Origin of the sequence: Micromonospora sp. S-DT3-3-22 (assembly GCF_015354745.1) — a bacterium.
GTDB classification, from domain to species: Bacteria; Actinomycetota; Actinomycetes; order Mycobacteriales; family Micromonosporaceae; genus Micromonospora; species Micromonospora wenchangensis.
The window spans coordinates 1-23702 of the sequence record NZ_JACGMO010000046.1 but is presented as its reverse complement, the minus strand read 5'-3'; the positions used below and the strand labels follow the sequence as shown (position 1 = coordinate 23702).

Annotated in this window: 16 protein-coding genes; 13 read left to right on the top strand and 3 right to left on the bottom strand. The window is 71.9% G+C overall.

Going from position 1 to position 23702, the window contains the following annotated elements; translation table 11 throughout:
• Positions 1 to 26: 26 nt before the first annotated feature.
• The 3 genes from H1A17_RS15560 to H1A17_RS15550 form a co-directional block, all read right to left on the bottom strand.
• Positions 27 to 488 (bottom strand): hypothetical protein, encoded by a 462-nt coding sequence (locus H1A17_RS15560; protein WP_194822179.1) that lies wholly within the window; start codon positions 486 to 488, stop codon positions 27 to 29.
• 241 nt (positions 489 to 729) lie between these two features.
• Positions 730 to 2517, bottom strand: a complete 1788-nt coding sequence (locus H1A17_RS15555) for an ABC transporter ATP-binding protein (protein WP_145919090.1) — start codon at positions 2515 to 2517, stop codon at positions 730 to 732.
• Entirely contained in the window at positions 2514 to 4439 is a 1926-nt protein-coding gene (locus H1A17_RS15550; RefSeq protein ID WP_194822178.1) for an ABC transporter ATP-binding protein, read from the bottom strand. Before H1A17_RS15550 ends, H1A17_RS15555 begins: the two co-directional genes overlap by 4 nt.
• Positions 4440 to 5129: 690 nt before the next feature.
• Here H1A17_RS15550 and H1A17_RS15545 point away from each other — a divergent pair.
• The 13 genes from H1A17_RS15545 to H1A17_RS15485 form a co-directional block, all read left to right on the top strand.
• Complete coding sequence (locus H1A17_RS15545) at positions 5130 to 6479, top strand: condensation domain-containing protein (protein WP_194822177.1); 1350 nt, start codon at positions 5130 to 5132, stop codon at positions 6477 to 6479.
• Entirely contained in the window at positions 6476 to 7360 is an 885-nt protein-coding gene (locus tag H1A17_RS15540; protein WP_145919087.1) for a diiron oxygenase, read from the top strand. The genes H1A17_RS15545 and H1A17_RS15540 overlap by 4 nt, the downstream gene beginning before the upstream one ends.
• 50 nt (positions 7361 to 7410) lie before the next feature.
• Positions 7411 to 8268 carry an aminoacyl--tRNA ligase-related protein gene (locus tag H1A17_RS15535; RefSeq protein WP_194822176.1) on the top strand — a complete coding sequence of 286 codons (858 nt, stop codon included), beginning with the start codon at positions 7411 to 7413 and terminating at the stop codon, positions 8266 to 8268.
• Entirely contained in the window at positions 8255 to 9319 is a 1065-nt protein-coding gene (locus H1A17_RS15530) for a nitronate monooxygenase family protein (RefSeq protein WP_194822175.1), read from the top strand. Before H1A17_RS15535 ends, H1A17_RS15530 begins: the two co-directional genes overlap by 14 nt.
• A 113-nt stretch (positions 9320 to 9432) precedes the next feature.
• Complete coding sequence (locus H1A17_RS15525) at positions 9433 to 9675, top strand: acyl carrier protein (RefSeq protein WP_145919084.1); 243 nt, start codon at positions 9433 to 9435, stop codon at positions 9673 to 9675.
• Positions 9676 to 9800: 125 nt separating this feature from the next.
• A complete protein-coding gene (locus H1A17_RS15520) occupies positions 9801 to 10859 on the top strand; it encodes a hypothetical protein (protein ID WP_145919083.1) in 1059 nt (352 codons plus the stop codon).
• A 51-nt stretch (positions 10860 to 10910) separates the two neighbouring features.
• Positions 10911 to 11651: a class I SAM-dependent methyltransferase gene (locus tag H1A17_RS15515; RefSeq protein WP_145919082.1), complete on the top strand. Its 741-nt coding sequence runs from the start codon at positions 10911 to 10913 to the stop codon at positions 11649 to 11651.
• Between the two features lie 272 nt (positions 11652 to 11923).
• Entirely contained in the window at positions 11924 to 13222 is a 1299-nt protein-coding gene (locus H1A17_RS15510) for an MFS transporter (RefSeq protein ID WP_194822174.1), read from the top strand.
• A gap of 70 nt (positions 13223 to 13292) precedes the next feature.
• Positions 13293 to 13511: an MbtH family NRPS accessory protein gene (locus tag H1A17_RS15505; protein WP_145919080.1), complete on the top strand. Its 219-nt coding sequence runs from the start codon at positions 13293 to 13295 to the stop codon at positions 13509 to 13511.
• A 21-nt stretch (positions 13512 to 13532) separates the two neighbouring features.
• Positions 13533 to 19007, top strand: a complete 5475-nt coding sequence (locus H1A17_RS15500) for a non-ribosomal peptide synthetase (RefSeq protein WP_194822173.1) — start codon at positions 13533 to 13535, stop codon at positions 19005 to 19007.
• A 1-nt stretch (position 19008) separates the two neighbouring features.
• Entirely contained in the window at positions 19009 to 22266 is a 3258-nt protein-coding gene (locus tag H1A17_RS15495; protein WP_194822172.1) for a non-ribosomal peptide synthetase, read from the top strand.
• Positions 22263 to 22910 carry a SpcZ gene (locus tag H1A17_RS15490; protein ID WP_145919077.1) on the top strand — a complete coding sequence of 216 codons (648 nt, stop codon included), beginning with the start codon at positions 22263 to 22265 and terminating at the stop codon, positions 22908 to 22910. The genes H1A17_RS15495 and H1A17_RS15490 overlap by 4 nt, the downstream gene beginning before the upstream one ends.
• 194 nt (positions 22911 to 23104) lie before the next feature.
• Positions 23105 to 23702, top strand: a 598-nt coding sequence (locus H1A17_RS15485; protein WP_228543611.1) for a condensation domain-containing protein, incomplete at its 3' end; no start/stop codon positions are given.

Genomic DNA, 23702 nt, shown 5'->3' with positions numbered 1-23702 from the left:
ACCCCACACACCGCCGACCACGAGCATCAACAGCCCGCCCCCGACCAGGAGGGGCCGTCCGGGGATCCCGGGAGGCAGCCGGCCCCATGCCACCAGCTCGGTGAGGACGATCCCCCGTGGTCCGCCGCGTCGGCGAAGGTCTCACCGAAGTACTCGCGGACCGCCCGCCGGAACCCGGCGTCGCGCACCATGTCGGCCAGCTCGATCCACGCGTCGAGCTGCTCACCGGTGGGGTCCGCCGGCAGCCGGGGCCGCCACGGGCGCAGGTGGTCGACGGACTCCCCCACGTCGAGGCCTTCGGTGACCTCGGCCCAGAACTCCGCCACGAGTTGCTCACGGTCGTCGTCGGACATCGACGCCAGTCGGTGCACGAGACCCACCTGCCCGGCGTTGCTGTCCTGCCGCACCACCGCCCGCAGCACGGCACGCCGGGTACGCGACTGCCCCATCTGCCGCTCGACGAGCGCCAGATGAGCGGTGGCGACCACCACCCTGACGTCTCAAGCCGCTGGAGAGTCAACGGCGGATCCGACCGACCAGCGGCCTCGACGACGGCCTGCCGCGTCGACCGTGACGTCTCACGGCCCCTGTCGGCCAGCCGCCGCAGGTCGTCGACGTTCTCGCGGTCCCATGATCGCTCGTACGTCGGCTTGTGTCGGACCGGACCAACCGCGATGAAGGACCGTCACCTCCGATCCCCGCGCGAACGACCACCCGGAAGGACCGAGGTCAGGCGTAGGCACGGGCTTGAAGGTGGTACAGCTCCGCGTAGAGGCCACCACTCGCGACGAGGTCCGCATGGGTGCCGACCTCCGAGACGCTGCCCTGTTCCAGGACCACGATCAGGTCGGCCATCCGCACGGTGGAGAAGCGGTGCGAAACCAGTACGGTGATCGCGCCGGTGTCCGCACGGGCTTCCGTGACGAGGTCGGCGAAGCGCTCGAAGAGCGCTTGCTCGGCGGTCGCGTCCAGGGCGGAGGCGGGTTCGTCCAGGGCGACGAGAAGCGGGCCTCGGCGCAGCAGCGTGCGGGCCAGCCCGAGCTTCTGCCACTGGCCGCCTGAGAGTTCGGTGCCGTCGCCGTACCCCCGGCCGAGCAGGCCGTCCAGACCGTCGGGGACCAGGGCCCGGACGGGGGCCGCCTCGGCCCTGTCGATCGCCTGGTGCAGGGCCTGGTCGTCGTCGATTCGGTCGAGGTCGCCGATGCCGGTGTTGTCCCGCAGCCGCAGCTCCAGCCGGGCGAAGTCCTGGAAGAGGATCGACACCCGGCGCTGCCACCCGGCGGGGGCGGCGGACGCGAGGTCGACGTCATCCACCAGAATCCTCCCCGAGGTCGGCCGGTACAGCCCGCACAGCAGTTTGACCAGGGTGCTCTTACCCGCCCCGTTCTCGCCCACCACGGCAAGCGCGGTGCCTGCCGGGATGTCGAGGGTGACGTCGTCGAGGACCTTCCGGTCGCTGTTCGGGTAGTGGAAGCTGACATGGTCGAGACGGATGCGGCGAGTGAGGACGGCGGGCAGTTTCCCCGACCCGGGTCCGGCAGATTCGGGCGACGCGGCGGCGACAGTGCGGAGTGTCCGGATCCGCTCCATCGTGCAACCCGCCGCCTGGACAATCGTCAGCAGGCCGAGTCCATTGGACACCTGGAAGGAAATCTGGGCGGCCAGAGCGATCACCAGAATCACGTCGCCCAGCCCCGAGCCGCCCTGCAACGCCTGCCGAACCACCAGATAGATCGCACCGCCGTAGGCGACGGCGAAGGTGAGCTGCCCCGCCGCACGCAGCAGGGCGGCTCCGGTCTGGGCCCTGCGTAGCGCGGTAGTGGTGGTGGCCCAGTCGCGCTGGTGGCGTTCGATCAGCATGGCCTCGGCACCCGACAGGCGGATCTCCTTGACCGACGCGAGCATGGTGGTGGTCTCCAGCAGGTGCCGGCCGAGACGCGTCAGCGCGGCGGTGTCCTCCTTCGCACGATCCACCAGACGCTGAGCCCGATTGCCTGCCAGGACGGGGATTGCTCCGGCGAGGGGAAGAAGAAGCAGCCACGCGTTGAGCGAGCCGAGCAGGACCGCGGTCAGGCCCAATTGCAGGACCAACCCCCCGAGCTGCAGAACGGCCTCCAGGGAGGCGCGGGTGCGTGGAAGTTCCTCGCGGACCAACGCGAGGGTGTCGGCGTAGGCCGGAGTGTCCAGTTGTTCGAGGTTGCCGACACCGTGGGCGAGCGTGATCAGCTCGTTCTGGAGTTCGACCTCGCTGAGGTCGCCCAGTTCGAAGTAGGACAGGTGGGCGAAGTGATTCATCATCAGCTCGAAGACCAGCAGTGCTGCCGTTGTCAGCGCCAGCCGAGCGGCGGTGCCCGAGTCATGATTGACCGCTGCGGTGGTGAGCGACTTGAGGCATAGCGCGATCAACGGGGTGGACAGGAATCCTGCGGCCAGCATCGCTGAGGCACGCGCGAGACGCCCTGGATCACAGCGGAAGGCGAGCCACAGAAGGTGTCGGACCGCAAGGATCGTGGTCATCGGGCCGCTCCATCGATCCTCGGCAGGAGGCGTTCAGTCGTCGACGGGTCGGCGGCTTCGTCCGCCGTGAAGCGTTCCGCCTGAATCCTGAAGAGCTCGGCATAGCTTCCGTTGAGTTCCATCAACTGTTCGTGCGTGCCGGATTCGGCCACCCTGCCGTCGGCGAGCACGACGATGCGGTCGGCTCGGCGCACGCTGGAGAAGCGGTGCGAGACGATGACGCTGGTCACGCCCTTGGTCATGTCCAGAAAACGCTCGAAGAACGCGGCTTCCGCACGGACGTCGAGTTGGGCGGTGGGCTCATCGAGCACCAGGAGGGACGCCCCGCACTCCAGTGCCAGCAAGGCTCTGGCCAGAGCGATCCGCTGCCACTGGCCGCCTGACAGGTCGGTGCCACCCTCGTACTCGGCGCTGAGGACCGTGTCCACGCCGTGCGGGAGGCCGTCGATGATCTCCTGTGCGCCCGCGCGCCGGGCCGCAGTGTGGAGCGCGTCGCGGTCACCGAGGAGGTCCGGTCGGCCCAGCCAGATGTTCTCGGCCGCGGTGAGGTGTAAGCGGGTGAAGTCCTGGAAGATCACGGCGATGCGCCGGTGCCAGGCCGACGGCGAGATCCCGGCGATGTCGGTCCCGCCAGCGGTGATCCGACCACTGGTGGGTTCGTGCAATTTGGTCAGGAGCTTCACCAGCGTCGTCTTCCCTGCGCCGTTGAGGCCGACGATCGCCGTCGAAGTCCCCGGTGCGAGTTCGAGGTCGAGCCCGTCGAGCACGGCGGGAGCACCGTCGTGGTAGCGGAAACCGACGCCCTCGAAGCGCACGGCCTCGACCGGATCAGGTACGTGACCGGGGTCGTACTGCCGATCGTGGCCGCCCCCATCCGCAGCGACCTGCTCCAGGCGGGTCAGTGCGTCGTGGGCGGCCAACCCGTAGAGCGTCTGCATGTCACTCTCGGGGAAGAAGACGCCGAAGCGCATGGGAATCAGCACGGCCTGAAGGGCAACAGACAGTTGGAGCAGCGTCAGCGAACCGTTCGTGCCGTCCTCGGCCAGGGCCGACAGCGCCGCGCCGCCGCCGAGCAGGCCGAACCCTGCCAGCGCGACGAAAGGCCAGAACAGCAGCCTGCGGCGGGTCGCCCACAGCGGCTCCAGGTAGCCGCGTGCCTCTTTGCCATGGCGTTGCCGGAGCCAGGGGACCAGGCCGAGCACCCGTGCCTCTTTGGCCAGCCCGGTTCCGGTCGCCGTGCGCCGCAGGTAGGACAGTCTCCGCCGCGGACCGGCCAGGGTCGCCCGTACCGCGCCGAAGCGGCTCAGCGAGCCGCGTTGGCCGAACCTGATCACGATCGCCGTTACGGCCACCAGCACACCGGTGCCAGGTCCCAATACCACGGACACCATGACCGCAGCCCCGACAAGTTGGGTGTAGCGGGCGATCAGAGCCAGGGTTCCGGCAGCGGCATCGCCCGGGGTGGGGACCACCCGCTCGAAGCCGTTACGGGCGTCCGAGAGCACATCGAGCACCTCCTGCCGCTCCAGGTCCGCGGCCGGGAGATCACGCAGCGCACACGCCATCAGTCGGACGATGCACGCGCCGTCGACCTGACGGATCACCAGTTCAGCCAGCACCGACTGGAACGGGACAAGAGTCTGTTGCAGCACGAAAGCGGCAACGGCCAGCATCAGCGCGAGACCGATCCGACCTATGCCACCATGGCCACCGAAACCTGACATGGCATCAGGGATTCTCGATATCAGGGTACTTGTCGCGAGGATGAAGGCGATCGGGAGCAGGCCGACCGCAAGGTGGAGCCCACCCGCGCCGGCGATCAGTCCCGGGTGTGCGTAGCGCAGCAGCCGCACAGTGGCGAGCCATCGAACGGCGCGTCGTCGAAGCGGTCCGGCGCCCGGGTCGGGCGTCGTGGAAGGCATCAGGAACTCCCCCGAGTACGTCAGGGCACGCAGGACGAGCAAACGGCACAGGTGAAAGGGCATCTCGCCGGGATCCGATTGCGATCGGAGGAGGGAAACAGCGGACTCCCGCGAACCCGGGAACGCCACTGTAGCCGGGGAAGCTCGCGGTCCAGAGTCTGGCTCAGACCTCGTGTGACGTCAAGAATTTCATTGATGGTCATCTAGTGGTTCTGTACAACGGATTGGATCTCTGATCCGTCACACGGATCGGTCTAGACAGACCTGCATCGATGTGGTTACCGTTGCACTCCGTGTTCATCCGGCTCCGAATGTCCAGTCCGGGCCGCTTCGCACCCTTCGCGTTATCGGAGGTGGTGCGCCGCGATACCGGGCTTGTTCGCCGACGTTTCCGCCCTACCCGGAGACAGTTCGTGCGCGAGCCCAGGGCCGTTCCGAGCCCAGCCTCAGTGTCGAGGCACCCCGCTCCCTTACCAACGCTTTTCTCGTCAGCGCCTGACCGGTATGCCAGATTCTCCGCGATTTCCGTGCGGCGCTGACCACCGGCCGTCGCCGCAACATCGCTCTTCCGTCATCTTGGCACCTCCACCCGCGTCGCCCCGGGCGATGCCCGACCTGAGGAATCTGGCAATGCAGCACCCTGGTGCCCATTCGTTGACGTTCCGAGGAAAACGATCCGAAACCGCCCCTATGACGTGGGGTCAACGCGCCATCTGGAAGGCCATTCGTTGGCTCGGTGACGATGCCCACTACTTCAACATCCGCCGTATCGCGAAGATCCCGGCCGGTATCTCCACCGAACAGGTCGAGACGGCGCTCAGCGCATTCGTCTCGCGGCACGAAGTGCTGCGTACCCGATTTCACGAAGAGGGCGACGGGCCCGTCCAGGAGGTCTGGGCAGAGGGCGCGCTGTCCCTCACGGTGGCGGACGCAGCATCCGGCGCCGCCGATGACGTTGCCGTCGAGCTGGCACGAGAGTTGGTGGGCCTGACCTTTCGCCACGCCGAGGAATGGCCCTTCCGCTGCGCGCTCGTCCTACAGGACGGACGTCCAGCCGTCGCCGTCTTGGTGTTCTCGCACCTGGCTGTCGATTTCTGGGGCGTACGCGAGCTGGAGCGCGATCTGCAGCAACTGCTCGACGGCAGCGGGCCGCCGGAACCACAGTGGCAGCCGCTCGACCAGGCACGCTTTGAGACGGAGGGTCCTGGTGCCGCCCGCGGTGCGGCCGCGGCGGAGTACTGGCGTCGAACGCTGCACACCGTGCCGCCGACGCTGTTTCGTACGGTCACCGGCGAGGGCAGACCCGAGCGCTTCGTCCGGCTGGGGATGAACTCCCCCGCCGTCGCGGTCGCCACGACCGTGCTTGCCGAACGCTGCCAGGTCAGCACCGGCACCGTGCTGCTGGCCGCCACGGCGGCCGTACTCGGTGCCTACACCGGGCACGACACCGTGGCGCTGCAGCTCATCGCGGTCAACCGGCATGACGAGCGCAGCCGTCGGCTCGTGGCCCCCATGGTGGAGAACGCGCTGTTCGCATTGAACGTCGACGACGACACCTTTGAACAGACGGTGCGCCGGACCTTTCTGACCGGAATGAACGCCTACCGTCATGCCCAGTACGACCCGTCGGCCGTGGACGAGATTCTCGACGAGGCGCGCAAACGCAGCCACGGCGCACTCAACCTCGGTTGCTTCTTCAACGACAAACGTATGCACGACCGTTGGGAGAACCTACCGCACACCGATGCGGGCCCGGACGGACTGCGTGCGCTCCTCTGCCGCACCACGGTCACCTTCGTGGGTTCGTGGGAGCGCCAGGACGCCACCTTCTTCCTGCACACCGGATACGCGCCCGACACCTGCCTGCTCTATCTGATGGCCGACACCGAACTGATACCGCGCCACGACATCGACCTCCTGCTGCGCGCCTTCGAGATTCTCCTGATCGACAGCGCCACAGGCACTCTCGACCTGGCGGGCTTCCGCTCGACGCGTGCGACAACCAGTACCGAGAAGAAGCTTGGAGAGATCGCCGGATGACCACTAACGCCACCATCTGGGACGACGAGGTCGCCATCGCCGTCACTCGGCTCACCGCAGCGGCCGAGGACGAGTACTACAACCCCTACCAGACTTTCGAGTGGCCCGAGAGCATCCCTGAGGGCGCGCTGTGGATGAGCGAGGATCTGGTGACGGTGTACGGCACCGCAGCCGCCGCCGAGTTGGACCGCGAGCAGTATCTCGCCCTGTCGAAGTGGGAGAGCATCAACTTCTACAGCCTCAACGTGCATGGGATCCGCGAGCTGATGCAGGAGGTGGTACAGCGGATCCACACCCCCGGTTTCGAGATCCCCACCCCGTTCTTCCATCACTTCCTGGGCGAAGAAAACGAGCACATGTGGTTCTTCGCCGAGTTCTGCCTACGCTACGGCGGAAAGCTGTTCACCAACCGGTCCATGGCTTTCCCCCAGGAGCAGCACTCCGCTCTGCTGGACAACTTCATCGTGTTCAGCCGGATCCTGATCTTCGAACAGATCGTCGATCACTTCAACAGCAGGATGGCTGCCGACGCCGCCCTCCCGGAGACCATTCGCGCCATCAACCGGGTGCACCACCAGGACGAGTCCCGGCACATCGCCTTCGGTGCTCAACTGGTACGTGCCTTGTGGGTGCGACTGCGTGCGGACGGCGACAACAAGGAGATCGCCGTGGCCCGTCAGTACGTGGAGAGGTACATCGCGAGTTCGCTACAACAACTCTACAGCGTGGACGCCTACCGCAACGCGGGAATTCCCAATCCGTTCGCCTTCCGCAGCCGTGTCCTCGCCGACCCTTCCCGCAGCGCCGCCCACGACGCAGTCACGGCCCGTACCGACGCGTTCTACCGTCGGATCGGCCTGTTCGACCAGGCCGCGGCCTGAGCGACTCCGCCGCTCCCTGTCCCGCCCACCTCCACAGGAGCAGGTCACCCATGGCACTGCGCACACCACCCGCCGCCCCGGCCGGAGATCTCACCCTACTGAACCCCGGCCCCGGCCTGGTCGTCCTCGAACCACAGCGAGCCGCACTCATGCTCGAACTCGACGCCCTGTTCACCGACATGGCCGACGAACTCGGCGCCTCCGCAGTGGTCGGGCCGCCACTTCTGCCCGCAGAGGGCCTGGCCCGGCTCGACTACTTCCGCAACTTCCCGCACCTCGGCGTGACCGCCGCCCGCTTTCCGGACGGTGCGGTCGAGGCACTGGCATCCGGGGCCCCGGTGGCGGAGCAGCCGGTTCGACCCACCGGCTACCTGCTGCCGTCGGCCACCTGCTACGGCCTGCTGCTCTCGTTGCAAGGCCAGGATGTCGGCCCAGGACTGAGGCTGACCTCGATCGGCCGCTGCTTCCGCAACGAGGACCACTACGACGGTCTGCGCCGCCTCTGGGGCTTCCATATGCGCGAGATCGTCTACTTCGGCACCGCCGAGGGAGCCCGCGAACACCTGGCCCGCTCGAAGGAGCTCGTGGAGACTCTGGCCAGCCGACTCGGCATCGAACTGTCGTACCAGCCCGCGAGCGACCCGTTCTACGACAAGAGCGGCTCCCGAGCCAAACTGATGGCCCTCGACCCCGTCAAATATGAGTTCGTCGCTCCCGACGGCACCGCCATCGCGTCGGTGAACAGGCACCGCAACTTCTTCGGCGAACGGCTCGGTATCACCAGCGCCGGCGTTGTCGCACACAGCAGCTGCACTGCTTTCGGTGTCGAACGCTGGATACACGCGATGCTGCAGGCGCACGGCACGCCACAGAAGGCGCTACGGCAGGTCCATGATGTTCGTGGCTGACCTTCCCGATGTTCCGGCTGCGAGGGTGACGGCGGCGGCGGAGCGGGGGGCGCGAGCCCTCGGAGTCGAATTCCCACTCATCCAGGCAGGCATGGGCGGCATCGCCGGACCGGCGCTCGCGGCAGCGGTCAGCGACAGCGGCGCGCTCGGCACCGTCGCCCTCTACAAGAGCAACCCGGAGCAGAGCGCTGCACTCGTGGTCGACACTGCCGCGCGCACGAGGCGCACCTTCGCGGTGAACGTGATCCCCGAGGTCGCCGGACGGCTGCTCACCGATCAGGTGGGCGCGCTGCTCGCCAATGCGGACCGGCCACTTCTTCTGAACAGCTACGGCCTGCTCCCCGAGCCGGAGGCGGCACGGGTGCTGGCCGCCGGACACCGCCTGCTGATCCAGGTGGGCACCGCCGCCGACGCGTCGGTCGCGGCCGGACTGGGCGCGCACGGCGTGGTGCTCCAGGGCATCGAGGCCGGCGGCCACCACCTCGGGATACTGGGCATACGCGAACTGCTCGCCCAGTACGACCAGGAGCCTGCGGCGTTCGTCGCCGGCGCGATAGCCACCGGCGCCGACCTGCTCGATGCCCTGCGCGCCGGTGCGTCCGGCGCGCTGTGCGGCACAGCGTTCGTGGTCACTGCCGAGTCGGCCGCGCACCCCTCCTACAAGGCGGCACTCCTGCAGGCCGGCGCCGAGGACACCGTCGTTACCGACCGCTTTTCGATCGGCTGGCCGGGACGTCCGCACCGGGTGCTGCGCAGCCCCGTCACCGACGCGCCGCAGCCGCTGCCCGCGACGCTGATCGCCTGGACCAGCGTGATGGGTGAACGCCGACCGGTCCCGCGAGGCTCCGCCGCCGCACCCACGGAGGAGGCCGAGGGTCACGTCGAGCAGATGGCCCGGTATGCGGGCCTCGGGTGCGCCGCACTCCGGACGGTACGGCCGGCCGCGGCCTACGTCGCCGGTTTCCGCGCGGAGTTCACCGCGGCCCTCGCCGCCCTACGCGAAGACGGGACGGCAGCGGCCGTCCCGGTCCCGATCGGGAGGCCGCGATGACCAGTGGCCGCTGACCGTCACCCCCGACGGGGAGTGGGCCGCCGCCGCTGTTGACCGAGGTCTGGCTCCTCGGATCCGTCATCCCACCGTTCGACAGACAACATGGAGCAGTCGTGAAGCGGATCGCCGAATGGATCCAGACCAAGAACCCCGAACTCGACCGCGAGCCCAGCCCGACGGAGGACCTGATCGAGGCCCGGCTCATCGACTCCCTGGACTTCCTGGAGTTCATCTACCTGCTCGAAGACCTCTCCGGGAGGCCCATCGACCTGCAAGAGGTGAGCGTCGACGATTTTCGCACCCTGGAACGCATCGAGCACCGCTTCCTGCGTCCCGACGCCGGAACCACGTCGTGACTGTGGCCCCGGCGGCCCCGGTCGTCAGGTTCGGCAGCTGTGACGCGGAGCACCGGTGGCGGCCGACCGGGTTGGCGCGGCTGCCAGCCCTCCGCGATCCACACGCCGAGCGATTGCTGCGGGGGATGGATGAGCTACAGGCCGTCCTCTGCCGCCCCGATGACGTGCTGCTTACTCACTACCAGCCGCCCGCGGCCTTCGGCGAGGTGATGCGTGCCGCAGGTTTCGGTGCCCGGCACCTGCCGGTTCCCGGCGATCTGGCGCTCCCCGTCGAGGAGCGCCTGGCTGTCGTCGGCCTGCCGGGATTCACCGGCGCGAGGCCCGAACCGTATGCGGTGCTGCCGGGGACGGCCGCTGCGGTCAGGAGCCTCGGACTGGACGCGGCGCTGCCCGACCTGAACGCCGTCCGGCTGGTCAACTCCAAGACCTGGTCGACGCGGCTGGGGCTACCCGGCTCCGGACGGGTCGTCACCTCGCTGCAGGAACTGCGCGAGGCGGCGGTCTTGCCGTGCGTGGTCAAAGACCCCTATGGAGTGTCCGGGCAGGGCAATGTCATCCTCGACTCACCCACCAGACTCGCGTTGGTCGAACGCAGCCTGAGTCGGCGACCGGCGGACATGATCGAGTTGGTGGTCCAGCCGCTGTACGAACGGTCCGACGACTTCGCCGCGCATCTGACGATCGACCCGGAAGGGGAACTGGTGTGGCACGGCGTTCGCCAGATCCTCAACGTCGGTCACTCCTACCGGGGTTCGTCGTCTCCGACGCCGCAGTTGATGCAGCGGCTCGACCGTGCGGAGTACCGCGCATGCGTGGAGGCGGTGGCCCGGGCCGCAGCGGCGGAGGGCTATCGCGGGCCATTGTCCGTCGACTCGATGACCACCGCGTCGGGGGAGCTGATCCCGGTGCTGGAGGTCAACGCCCGCCTCTCGCCCGGGATGATCGCCCAGCAGTTGGGCGTGCGGTTGCGTCTGGCGTTCGTCCGGATCGGCGGCGACGACTACTTCGAGCGACTGGTCCACCTGCTCGATGATGCGGGACGGCTCGCGACCAGTGGCCGTGACGGCATCCTTCCGCTGGCGGCCAGCACACTGGTGCCTCCTCGCGGTTGGCTTTTCTACGCCGTCTTCGGCGAGGCAGACGCGGAACTCGGGGAGATCACCGAGAGACTGTCCGGGCATTGATCGACACCTGTAGGCAGCACGTCGGACGTGGAGCACGGAGAGCAGACGAGCATGGCTGAAACACGCTACGACAGCCAGGCAGCCGCCGACTATCAGGCGGCTCGGGAGGTCCCACGGGAGGGCCTGGATGCATGGCGTACCGCGGTGTCCGCAGCGGCCGGTCTCGCACCTGGCATGACGGTGCTCGACGTGGGTGCGGGGACCGGAGCGTTCGCGAGCGCATTCCACGCCTGGTTCGGAGTCCGGGTGCTGGCCGTCGAGCCGGCCGCAGCGATGCGGGCGCTGATTCCTGCGTCCGAGGAGATCCGGGCGCTCGACGGGAAGGCGGAGTCGCTGCCGGTCCCGGACGGCTGCGCGGACGCGGCATGGCTCGGCTCCGTGATCCACCATCTGGACGATCTGGAGGCATCGGCCCGCGAGCTACGCCGGGCACTCAAACCAGGCGCTCCGGTGCTCATTCGCAACTCCTTCCCCGGCCGCTGCGACCGGGACCTGCGGGTGCGGTTCTTCCCCGAGACAGCGGGTCTGGTCGACAACTACCCCACCGTCGACCGGGTCTGCGCGGCCTTCGCCACGGCAGGCTTCGCCCAGGTTTCGCTCCGCCCGCTGCCGCAACGCAGCGCACCCACCCTGACCGCCTACGCCGACGGGCTCCGCCGCGCTGCGGACTCCAAGCTCCGCGCCCTCCCCGACGACGTCTACGCCCGCGGCCTCGCCCGACTCCGCGCCGCCGCCGAGGCTGACCCCACCGAACCTGCCACCAGTTGGATGGACCTCCTTGTCCTGATCTGACCTCGTCGCCGCCCGGGAGACCCGCGCCGCCGGCTCGGTACTGCTGGAGGACGCGGCGACCTACGGCTGTGACGGGGCGCCTCCCGCGCCGAACCGGTCGTGGCCCCCCAACCGGCAACATCGGGTGGTGGGCGGAGAGTTCTGTGCGGGTCCAGGGACGCACGACGATCCTGTCCGACGGGGACCACGCCCGGTTCGGCAGCGCGCCGGTCAGGATGCGCAGTCGACGGCGGTGGGGTTCGCCCCGCAGCCCGGGTAGCCTGACCGACACCATGGACGGTCACCGATTCGCCGTGTCCCGGCTCCTGCCGCCACCCGGGCTGCCCCGGGCGATCGCCTACCAGACCGCCATGGTGGCTGTCGGCAGCGGCACGTTCCTCAGCGGCAGCATCGTGTTCTTCACCGAGGTGCTCGGGCTCACCCCGGTGCAGATCGGGATCGGCTTCTCGGTCGCCGGGCTCGCCGGGGTGGTCACCTCGCTGCCGCTGGGCACGCTGGCCGACCGGATCGGCGGGCAGCGGTCCTGGACGGTCGGTGCGCTGGGCGCGGCGGTGACGTTCGCCGCCTACCCGCTCGTGACGTCCTTCGCCGGTTTCGTGGTGCTGATGGTGGTGGCCGCTGTCACCGCCTCGTTCGCCAACGCCGGGCGCACCATCTACACCGCCGCCGCCCTACCGGCCGCGGACCGGGTGCGCACGATGGCGTACGCACGCTCCTACCTCAACGCCGGGTTCACCGTCGGCACCGGCCTCGGCGCGCTGGCGCTGGCGTTCGACTCGACCGCCGCGCTGGTCGCCATGGTGCTGTTCAACTCGGCGTTGTCACTGCTCAACGCCGTCCTGGTGGCCCGGCTGCCGGCCGCGCCGGTGGTGCGGCACGAACGCACGGCCGGCACCTCCCGGTGGGCGGTCCTCAGGGACGTGCCCTACGTGACGTCGGCGGTGCTCCTCGCCGTCATGATGTTCCACGCGGTGATCCTCATCGAGATCCTGCCGCTGTGGACGATCACCCACACCGACGCTCCCAAGCCGCTGCTCGGCGCGATGCTGGCCCTGAACACGGTTCTGGTGATCACGTTGCAGGTGCCGGCGTCGCGGGGTGCGGACTCGCTTCCCGGCGCGGCCCGCCTGATCCGCCGCGGCGCCCTGGTCACCGCGGTCGCCTGCCCGGTTGCCGCAGTCGCCGGGCGGACCGGCGGCGGGTGGACCGTCGTCGCGCTGATCGGGGTCGTGGTGCTGGTGACGACGACGGAACTGTGGTTCTCGGCGGCGCTGTGGTACTTCCAGACCACGGTGCCGCCCGCCGCCGAGCGTGGCGCGTACCTCGGCACGGCGCAGACCATCAGCTCGGCGGCGGACGTCTTCGCCCCGGTCGGCCTGACCCTGCTCGCGGTCGGCACCGGCGGCTGGGGCTGGTGGGTCGTCGCCGCGGTCTTCGTCGGCTGTGCGCTCGCCGCCGGGCCGGTCGTCGGCTGGGTGGCCCGCACGCCCCGCACCGATGGGCACACCGGCGCGGCGACGGCGGGACCCGATCCCGATGCCGGCACCGCGTTACGCCCCGTCTCGCGCTGACGACGCCGGACCGGCGGACTCCTTGACAGCACATCGACGCGTTGAAATCCTTCGGGCGGAAGGGGGTCCGATGAGCGCTGACGACGACACCCGGACGTACGCCGTGGTCGTGAACGACGAGGAACAGTTCTCGATCTGGTGGGACGACCGGGAACTGCCCGCCGGTTGGCGTCGCGAGGGCACCACCGGGTCACGCGACGAGTGCCTCGCCCGCATCGACGAGGTGTGGACGGACATGCGGCCGCTGTCGTTGCGGCGGTGGATGGACGAGCACGCCACCACCGGCTGACGTCGTGACGGGCGAGGGCGCATGAACGGCAGTCTCCAGCGGTATCCGGCCCTCGCCGTGCAACGCGGGATGGTGTTGCAGACGCTCCGGCAGCCCGACGCCGGGGTCGACGTCCAGCAGGTCACCCTCGCCTGGGACGGTCCGCCGGACCGGGACGCGTTCGTCGCCGCCTGGCAGGCCGCGACCGGCCGGCACGCGGTGCTGCGGACGGCCTTCGAGGTCGACGGTGAGCACGGTGTGGTCCAGGTCGTCCACCCCGCCGTGACCCCCGACCTGCGGTGGCGGGAGACGACTGTCGACGGTTTCCTCCCCACCGACCGGCACGAGCCCTTCGACGTCGGCCGGGCACCCCTGCTGCGGGTCACCGTCCTGGGCGACCACCATGTCGTCGTCACGTTCCACCACGCGGTCCTCGACGGCCGTTCCACCCGGATGCTGCTCGACGAGATCCTCGCCGACTACGCCGCGCGTCGCGCCGGCCGGCTGCCGCACCCGCCGCACCGGCCGCCGTTCGTGGACTTCGTGCGCTGGTGGGAGGCACGCGACCCGGCCCCCGACGACGCGTTCTGGAAGGGGTACCTCGCCGACGCCCCGATCCCCCGGGCCCTCCCGGGCCGGATCGACGCCGCCCGGGACGCGAGCGCGCGCAGCGTGCCGGCGTCGCACGAGATCGTCCTGACCCGGCCGGACTCCGACCGGGTCCGCGCCGCCGCCGCGGATGCCGACGTCAGCGTCGGCGTGCTGGTCCACGCGGCCTGGGCGCTGCTGCGCGGCGCGTACGGCGGGGTGGACGACGTCACCGTCGCGGTCACCAGATCCTGCCGGTACGGCAGCGTCCCGGATGCCGAGCAGATCCTCGGGCTGCTCCTCACCACGGTGCCCCTGCGGGTCCGGCTCGACCGGCGGTGGCCGGTGCGACAGCTGCTCGCCGACGTGGCCGACCGGATCCGGCAGCTCCGCGAGCACCAGCTCACCCCGCTGCACCACATCCTCGGTCAGGCGGGGCTGACACCCGACACGCCGCTGCTGGACAGCCTCGTGGTGTTCGAGCGGCAGACCCTGGCCACCGCCCTGGCCGAGGGCGGACCGGAGCCGGCCCGACGCTCCGCGCGGGTGCACCGGATGCCCGGTCATCCCCTGACGGTGCACGCCTTCGACGAACCGGAGCTGCGCCTGGGCGTGACGTGGGACGCCACCCGGCTGCTGGACGTCTCGGCCCGGCGGATCCTCGCCCAGTTGCACCGCACCGTGTGCGAGGTGGCCGAGCGGCCGGACGCCGCTCTGGCCGACCTGGATCTCGGTGCCGCCGCCGAAGCGCCGCTGCGCGCCGCCTGGAACACCACCCGACGGCCCTATCCCCGGCAGGCGTCGATCCCCGAGGTCTTCGCGGCCCGGGTGGCCGACGACCCGGACGCCACCGCGCTGGCGGTCGGTGGCCGCACGATCGGGTACGCGGAACTGGACCGCGCGGCCGACCGGCTGGCCCGGACGCTGCGCGGGCACGGGGTCACCGGCGAGAGCCCGGTCGCCGTGCTGCTCCCCCGGGGCGAACCACTGATCCGGGCTCTGCTCGGTGTCCTCAAGGCCGGCGGGGCCTACCTCCCGGTGGACCCGGCCGCACCACCGGCCCGGATCGCGGGCCTCCTCGCCGCCAGCGGCACCCGTCTGCTGCTGACCACCCCGGCGACCGCCGCCGGCCTGCCCGACCTGGGCCCGGTCCGGGTGCTGGACGTCGACCCGCCGCCCGGGGAACCGGTGCCCGCCGGTCCGCCGCCACGGATCCATCCGTTGCAGCTCGCCTGCGTCCTGCACACCTCCGGCTCGACCGGCGCACCCAAGCGGGTCGGCATCACCCACCGGGGCGTGGTACGGCTGGTGACCGACCCCGACTTCGCCACCCTCGGCCCCGGCGAGCGGCTGCTCCAGTTCGCCCCGACCGCGTTCGACGCGTCCACCTGGGAGATCTGGGGTGCGCTGCTGACCGGCGCCACCGCGGTGGTCGCACCGCCGGACCCGGTGGACCTGACCGCCCTGACCGCGCTGATCCGCGACGGTGGCGTCACCGTCGCCTTCCTCACCGCCGGGCTGTTCCGGCAGCTCGCCGAGACCGACGTCACGGCGCTGGCGGGAGTGCGGCAGCTACTCACCGGTGGGGACGTGGCCGACCCGGGCACGGTCGGTGCCGTGCTCGCCGCACGTGACGGGCTTCCGCTGGTCAACGCGTACGGGCCGACCGAGAACGCGACGCTGACCAGTTGCCACCGGATGAGCGGCACCGCGCCGGTGGGTGACCGGGTGCCGATCGGCCGTCCCGTGCCGCAGACCACCGTCCACGTGCTCGACGCCGACGGCCGGCCGGTGCCGGTCGGGGTCGCCGGCGAGCTGTACACCGGCGGGGACGGGCTGGCCCGGGGCTACCTCGGTGATCCGGCGGCGACCGCGCGGGCGTTCGTGCCGGACCCGCAGGTGCCGGGCGGGCGGCTCTACCGGACCGGTGACGTCGTCCGCTGGCGCGCGGACGGGGTGCTGGAGTTCCTGGGCCGCCGCGACGACCAGGTCAAGATCCGGGGGTTCCGGGTCGAACCGGGCGAGGTGGAGGCGGTGCTCAGGACCCATCCGGCGGTCGGGGCGGCGGCGGTGGGTGTCCTGGACGACGGGACGCAGCGGCACCTGGCCGGCTACGTCACGCCGGCCGGCGCGGCGGTCCCCACCGTGGCCGGTCTGCGTGACCACGTCGCCGCCCGGCTGCCGGCGCACCTGGTGCCCGCCGTGTTCACCGTCCTGGACCGGCTGCCGACGACCGCGTACGGAAAGGTCGACCGGGCGGCGTTGCCGGTGCCCGACCTCACCGGGGCGACCCCGCACCTGGCCGGCCCCGCCTCACCGACCGAGCACCGGCTGGCCGGGCTGTGGTCCCGGCTGCTGCCCGGCGGGCGGCCACCCGCGGGCATCGGCCGGGAGAGCAGCTTCTTCGCCCTCGGCGGCAACTCGCTGACGGCCACCCGGTTGATGTTCCGCATCCGGGAGACGTTCGGCGTGGAGCCGGGGGTGGGCCTGTTCTACCGGGCGCCGACGCTGGCCGCGACGGCGGCATGGCTCGACGCGGCGGTCGCACCCGTGGAGGGCCGGGGGCAGCAGAGCGGGCCGGCGCTGGTGCGCCGCGAGCGGGTGGCGCACCTCGCCGGGCGGGACCGGCCCGGACATCTCACCCGGCTGACCGACGGGTGGTCCCTGTGGCGGACGGTCTGCCTGCGGGGCGCCGGTCTCCCGGCCGACCTGATGGCCGCGCTGGGCGACGCGGAACTCGCCGCCGCCGCCGACCGGGTGGTGGCCGCCGCCGGGGACCCGGCCGGCCTCGCCGACGCGGAGGCGGCGTACGCGGCCGTCTACCCGGACGCGGTGGGGCGGCTCACGGCCGCGCTGCACGCGGTGGCGGCCCACCCGCGTTTCCGCGAGGCGGTGGCCTGGCAGAACCCGCACGCGCTGCGCACCGGCGTCGACGCGCTGCTGCGCCGGGGCCCCGACCACCGGACCCGCAACACCAGGCACCGCCAGCACGAGGCGCTGGTCACCAGCTACCTGCAGCGCTACTGCCTGAAGAACGACACCATCGGCTTCTTCGGGCCGGTCGGCTGGGCCCGGATCGAGCCCGGTGCGGGCGTACGGGTCGACCCCGCCGACCCGCCGGCGCTCCTCGCCCGAAGGACGGTCTACCTGGAGGGCTGGGCGGTCGCGGCGGTGCTCGCCCCGTACGCGGTCCGGCTGCGCCCGTGGCTCGTACCCCGGGTCATGCCCTTCCTGGACCTGACCGGGACGACGCTGCGGGTGCCGCTCGCCGCGCCGGTCACGGTCGGCGACACCGAGGCGGCGGTGCTGCGTGCCTGTGACGGGATCCGCGACGCGAACTCGGTCGCCGCCGTCGTGCTGGCCGACCCCGGGTCGGGGCTGCGCACGACGCGGGAGGTGCACGAGGTGCTGGACACGTTGGCCGCGACCCACCGGATCGCCTGGCAGCCGGAGCCGGCACCACACGACACCCACCCCGAGCGGACCCTGCGCACCCTGCTGGAACGGGTCACCGACGACGAGGTGCGCACCCCCGCCCTCGGTGCCCTGGACGACCTGTGCGCCGCCCGCGACGCGCTCGCCGCGTCCGCCGGTGACCCGGACGGGGTGACCGCCGCGATGTCCCACCTGGAGGCCACGTTCGAACGGCTGGCCGGTGTCCCGGCAGCCCGCCGCGCCGGCACGATGTACGCCGGGCGCACCCCCGTCTACGAGGAGTGCCTGCGGGCCGGCACCGTCGCCGTCGGCGAGGCAGGCCTCGACCCGATCCGTGCGGCGCTGGCCCTGGTGCTGGAGGCCGCACGGTGGTTCACGGCGGCCGGCGCGACGCTCTACCGGCGGCTGTGCACCGAGATCTACCGGCGTCGCGCGACGGAACTGGGCACCGACGTGATCCCGCTGGTCGACTTCTGGCTGCTGGCCGGCGAGGCGCTGTTCCACCCGCCGCAGCGGCTGACCGCCCTGCTCACCGGTGCGCTGCACCGCCGCTGGGCCGACGTGCTGACCCTGCCGGCGGGCCAGCGGCGGGTCAGGTTCACGGCGGCGGAGCTGGCCCCGGCGGTGGCCGTCGCCTTCCCTGCGGGGCGGCCTGGCTGGCCGACGGCACGGCAGCACAGCCCGGACCTGATGCGCGCCGGCGACGAATGGGTCCTGGGTGAGCTGCATCCAGGGGTCAACACCCTGCGGTACGCCACCTGGGTGGCCTGTCACCCGCAGGCGGACGCGCTGCGCGCCGCGATGGGCCACGACGTGGGCACCGGGGTGGTGTATCCGGCCGAGACCGGCCAGGAGGGTGGCGTGCCGACCCGGCAGAGCAACGCCCTGACCGGCGCGGGTGACGTGCGGCTGGTGTTCGCGCACGACTCGTTCGGGCACGACCCGCGCCGCAGCCTGCGGGTCGGCGAGTGCGACCTGGTCGGTACGGCCGGCGGGCTGCGGGTACGGTCACGCGACGGGCGGTTCGACGGCGACCTGATGGACGTCCTCGGCGACGTGGTCGGCGCCGGGCTGTCCCAGCTGTTCCGCATCCTGCCCCCGGCCGCACACCAGCCGAGGGTCACCGTCGACTCGCTGGTGGTCAGCCGGGAGGCGTGGACGTTCATCGCCGCCGACCTCGCCTTCGCCGACACCCGCGACGAGGCGCTGCGGTTCCGGCAGGTGCGGGCCTGGGCCGCCGCCCACCATCTGCCGCGTCACGTGTTCCTGCGCTGCGCGGGCGAACGCAAGCCGGTGCACGCCGACCTGACCAGCCTGGCCTCGGTGGACCTGGTGTCCCGTGCGGTCCGCCGGGCCCGCCGCCACGGCGGCGACGACGCCGGGGTGGGTGTGGTGGAGATGCTGCCGACACCGGAGCAGCTGTGGCTGACCGGGCCCGACGGCCGGTACACGGCGGAACTGCGGGTCGTCGCCGTGGACGGGCAGGGGCGTTGAGATGGCGGTCTTCGAGTTCCCGGCCTCGGCGGCGCAGCGGCGGATGTGGCTGCTCGACCAGTTGGACCCGGGCCAGCCGACCTACCACGTCGGCGCGGCGGTGTGGCTCGACGGCCCGCTGGACACCGCCGCTCTCGGCGGGGCCTGGGCGGCGGCGGTCGCGCGGCACGAGATCCTGCGCACCACCTTCCGTGCCAACGGCGGGCGGCCGATCCAGGTGATCCACGACGACGCCCCCGCACCCGTCCTGGAGGTGGTGGCCCTCGACCATCTGCCCGAGGCCGACCGGGAGGCGGCGGCCCGGATCGCGGCGCGCGACCACGCCCGCCTGCCGATGTCGCTGGAGCGTGCCCCGCTGGCCCGGGCCCGTCTGCTGCGCCTCGGTCCGCAGCGGCACGTCCTGGCCCTGGTGGCGCATCACGCGGTCGTCGACGGCTGGTCACTGCGGCTGCTCCTGGACGAGCTGTACGCCGACTACGAGGCGCTGTGCGCCGGCCGTCCGCCGGCCGTGGTCGAACCACCGGTGCAGTACGCCGACTTCGCCCTGTGGGAACGGGAGAACGTCGACGCGGGCGGCCACGCCGAGGCGGAGCGCTTCTGGTCGGCCGAACTCGCCGGCGCCCCCTCGGAGGTGCCGTTGCCGGTCGACCACCCGTACCCCGGGCGGCTGTCGCCGGCCGCCGCGGAGGTGGCGGTCCCGGTCGACGCGGAGCTGGCCGCGGCGCTGCGCCGCCTGGCCGGGGCACACGGCAGCACCCTGTTCACCGTCCTCGTGACCGGGTACGCGGCCCTGCTGTCCCGGGTGAGCGGCGTGGACGAGGTGCTCGTCGGCGTGCCGGTGGCCGGGCGTACCCGCATCGAGACCGAGCCGATGCTGGGCCTGTTCGCCAACACCGTCGCGGTCCGGGCAGCGCTGCACGGTGACCCGACGCTCACCGAACTGCTCGACCGGTTGCACGCCGCCACCGCCCGCATGCAGGCCCACCAGGAGTTGCCGTTCGCGCGGGTCGTCGAGCTGTGCCGCCCGCAACGGCAGCCGTCCCGGGCGCCGCTGGTGCAGGTGATGTGCACGGTCGAGGAGGCGCTGCCGCCGCTCGGGCGGGGGGCGCTGCGCTGGCGGCCCGAGCTGGTGCCCACCGGCACCGGGAAGTTCGAGCTGGAACTGGCCGCCGTCGCCGGCCCGGACGAGCTGACGGTGCGCCTGCGGTACCTCACCGACCTGTTCACCCCGCACAGCGCGGCACGGTTCGCCGACGCCCTGGCCGCGATCCTGACCGCACTGGCGACCGCACCGCAGACCCGCGTCGCCGACGTGGACGTCCTGTCCCCGGCGACGGCGCACCTCGTCACCGGGGTGTGGCCGGCTCCCCGGACCGGCTCGGTCCCGCCGCCGGGGAGCACCGCCGCGGCGCTCGTGGCCGGAATCGACCCGGGCGAGCGGATGGTGATCCGGGGCGACGACGTGAGCCTCACCGGGACCGCGCTGCGTGGGCTGACCGCCCGGGTGGCCACCGGGCTGTGGGGGCTCGGCGTACGGGCCCAGGACACCGTCGGCATCGTGCTACCCCGGGGGGCCCGGCCGCTGCCGGCGCTGCTGGGCGTCTGGCGGATCGGCGCGGCCTACCTGCCGCTCGATCCGACCCACCCGCCGGCGCGGCTACGCGGCATGCTCGCCGACGCCGGGGTACGGGTCGTCGTCACCGACCGCAGCGTCGTCGCCGCGTCGCTGCTGGCCGAACTGGCCCCGACGGTGACCCTGCTCGACCTGGCCGCACCGGAGCCCACGCGGGCCCCGCCGGTGCCGCCGCCGTGCGTGGTGCCACCGTCGGCGGCGGCGTACGTGCTGTTCACCTCCGGCTCCACCGGCCGGCCGAAGGCGGTGACCGTCACCCAGGGGGCGGTGGCACACCTGCTGCACGCGTTCCGCGAGATGATCCCGCTGGGACCGGCCGACCGGGTGCTGTCGGTGAGCCCGTTCGCGTTCGACATCGCCCTGCTCGACCTGCTGCTGCCGCTGCTGTGCGGGGCAGAGGTGGTGGTGGCCGGCGACGACGACGTCATCGACGGCAACCGGCTGCGGCGGCTGCTCACCGCCACCGGGGCCACCATGCTCCAGGCGACGCCGACGACCTGGCGGATGCTGGTCGCGGCCGGCGGGGTGCCGGCCGGGGTGCGGCTGCGTCTCAGCGGCGGGGAGGCGCTGCCCCGGGCCCTCGCCGACGCGGTGACCGGGCCGGGCAGCCGGCTGTGGAACCTGTACGGCCCGACCGAGACGACCGTCTACTCGACCGGGGCGCAGGTGCCGCCGGGGTCGACGCCGCCGGATCTCGGCCACACCGTCGCCGGCAGCCGGGTGTACGTGCTGGACCGGTGGCTGCGCCCGGTGCCGCCCGGTGTGGTCGGTGAGATCTGCATCGGCGGCGCGGGCGTCGGCCGGGGCTACGTCGGGGCGCCCGGCCTGACCGCCGAACGGTTCGTGCCCGACCCGTTCACCCCGGGCGGGCGGCTCTACCGCAGCGGTGACCTGGGCCGGTGGTTGCCGAGTGGACGGATCGTGCCGCTGGGTCGGGCCGACCGGCAGGTGAAGGTGCGGGGGTTCCGGGTCGAGACGGCGGAGGTCGAGGCGGTGCTGCGCGGTCACCCGCAGGTCCGCGACGTGGTCGTGACGGCCGTCTCCGACGGGGAGCACGACGACGTGCGGCTGGTCGGGTACGTGGTCGGTGAACCGGGCGCGGCGCAGGCACCGGCCGGGTTGTCCGCGTACGCGCGGCGGTTCCTGCCCGCGCACATGGTGCCGGCGGTCTTCGTGGCGCTGCCGCAGTTGCCCCGCACCTCTCGCGGCAAGCTGGACCTGCGCGCCCTGCCCCCGCCGCAGCGGGGTGCCGTCGCCGGCGCGCCGCCGGTCGCCCCGCGTACCCCGGTGGAGCGGGAACTGTCGGTGCTGGTGGCGGACCTGCTGGATCTACCCGACCCGGTCGGGGTCGCCGACAACTTCTTCGCCCTCGGCGGGCACTCCGTGAAGGCCACCCAGCTGATGGCCCGGATCTGGACGGCGTACGGGGTGGACCTGCCGGTCCGGACGCTCTTCGACGACCCGACCGTGGCCGGCCTGGCCGCGGCGGTCACCGCCGCCGGGGCCACCCGCACCGGCACGACGCCCGCAGGGGGCGACACCGGCGGGTACCTCGACACGTTGACCGACGACGACGTCGACGATCTGCTCGCCGGAATGGACCGGCCGTCGCGGTGGGACGGGTGAGCACGCCGGCCTGGCTGGCGGCGGTGCTCGCCGCGCTGGCCGAGGGCGACGACCCGACGCACTGGCGGCAGCGGGTGGACGTCGAACTCGACCGGCTCGCCGGTCGGGTGCCGGTGCGGGTGGTGTACGACACGGCCGCGCGGATGCTCGTCTCGACGCCGGGCGACGCCGGCCGGGTGGTCGGTGACCTGCTGCGGCGGGCGCTGGCCGGGGACCGGGCCGGGGTGGACCGGTGGCGCGACGCGCTGCGGCCCGCCCTGCGTGAGCTGTACGGGGCCGCCTACCCGTACGCCGAGGCCCGCACGGTCGCGTACGCCAACGCCCACGCCTACGCGACCGCGAACGGCTACCCCCCGCACGAGGTGGTCGCGTTCGCCGAGCAGTACGCCGACCTGAGCGCCGGGGCGGGCGTCGAGGCGTTCGCCGATGCCAACGCCGTCGCCAACGCCGACGCCCTGGCCGGTGCGCTGGCGCTGATGGACGGGGAGGCGTTCGCCCGGGCGTATCCCGCCGCACTGGTGCGCGCGTACACCCTGGCGGTGGCGAACCGGGCCGACGTGGCGGCGGCCCCGGACGTCCGTCGGGCGGCGTACGGACGGCTGGTCGGGGCGTTGACCGAAAGTCTGCGGGCGGTGCCGGACTGAGGTGGCGGGTCCTGCCCGTCGGTCCCTGGTCTGGGCCGGTCGACTGATCTAGTGTGGATCCACATTGGCCGATGTCAGATGGCGTGGCGAGCCGATGGGGACCCGAGGGGGCACCTGTGCCGCACGACAGCCCGACCCGTCTCCCTACTCCCGGTCGTGTCCCGCCGCCCCGCACACCCGCCGACATCGAGCGGTTGCCGGACCGGTCCGGTCTCCTGCCGCTGTCGTTCGCGCAGCGGCGGTTGTGGTTCCTGGAGCGGCTCGGCAGGGTCGGTCACGCCTACCACATGCCGCTGGCCCTCCAACTCGACGGCCGGCTCGACGGGGACGCGTTGCGGGCGGCCCTGGACGCCCTGGTGGCCCGGCACGAGGCGTTGCGTACCCGGATCGTCGGCGACGGTGACGAGGCGTTCCAGCAGATCGACCCGCCCGGGGTGGGGTTCCCGCTGCGCTACGACGATCTGACCGGGCACGCCGATGCCCCGGCCGCGCTGGCCCGGTTACAGCGGGAGGAGAGCACCGCCCGATTCGATCTGGCGGCCGGTCCGTTGTTCCGTGGCCGGCTGGTGGTCCTCGGCCCGGACCGGCACGTCTTGCTGCTGACGATGCACCACATCGTGTCCGACGGCTGGTCGCTGGGAATCCTCACCCGGGAACTCGGCGTCCTCTACGCCGCCCGTCACGACGGTCGTCCCGACCCGCTGCCACCCCTGCCCGTCCAGTACGCCGACTACGCCACCTGGCAACACCAATGGCTCACCGACGACACCCTCAAACACCAAGAAAACTACT

Coding starts and splice junctions, on each gene's coding strand:
- H1A17_RS15555 (WP_145919090.1), bottom strand. CDS start 2,517: ATGACCACGATCCTTGCGGTCCGACACCTTCTGTGGCTCGCCTTCCGC.
- H1A17_RS15550 (WP_194822178.1), bottom strand. CDS start 4,439: ATGCCTTCCACGACGCCCGACCCGGGCGCCGGACCGCTTCGACGACGC.
- H1A17_RS15545 (WP_194822177.1), top strand. CDS start 5,130: ATGACGTGGGGTCAACGCGCCATCTGGAAGGCCATTCGTTGGCTCGGT.
- H1A17_RS15540 (WP_145919087.1), top strand. CDS start 6,476: ATGACCACTAACGCCACCATCTGGGACGACGAGGTCGCCATCGCCGTC.
- H1A17_RS15535 (WP_194822176.1), top strand. CDS start 7,411: ATGGCACTGCGCACACCACCCGCCGCCCCGGCCGGAGATCTCACCCTA.
- H1A17_RS15530 (WP_194822175.1), top strand. CDS start 8,255: ATGTTCGTGGCTGACCTTCCCGATGTTCCGGCTGCGAGGGTGACGGCG.
- H1A17_RS15520 (WP_145919083.1), top strand. CDS start 9,801: ATGGATGAGCTACAGGCCGTCCTCTGCCGCCCCGATGACGTGCTGCTT.
- H1A17_RS15515 (WP_145919082.1), top strand. CDS start 10,911: ATGGCTGAAACACGCTACGACAGCCAGGCAGCCGCCGACTATCAGGCG.
- H1A17_RS15510 (WP_194822174.1), top strand. CDS start 11,924: ATGGACGGTCACCGATTCGCCGTGTCCCGGCTCCTGCCGCCACCCGGG.
- H1A17_RS15505 (WP_145919080.1), top strand. CDS start 13,293: ATGAGCGCTGACGACGACACCCGGACGTACGCCGTGGTCGTGAACGAC.
- H1A17_RS15500 (WP_194822173.1), top strand. CDS start 13,533: ATGAACGGCAGTCTCCAGCGGTATCCGGCCCTCGCCGTGCAACGCGGG.
- H1A17_RS15495 (WP_194822172.1), top strand. CDS start 19,009: ATGGCGGTCTTCGAGTTCCCGGCCTCGGCGGCGCAGCGGCGGATGTGG.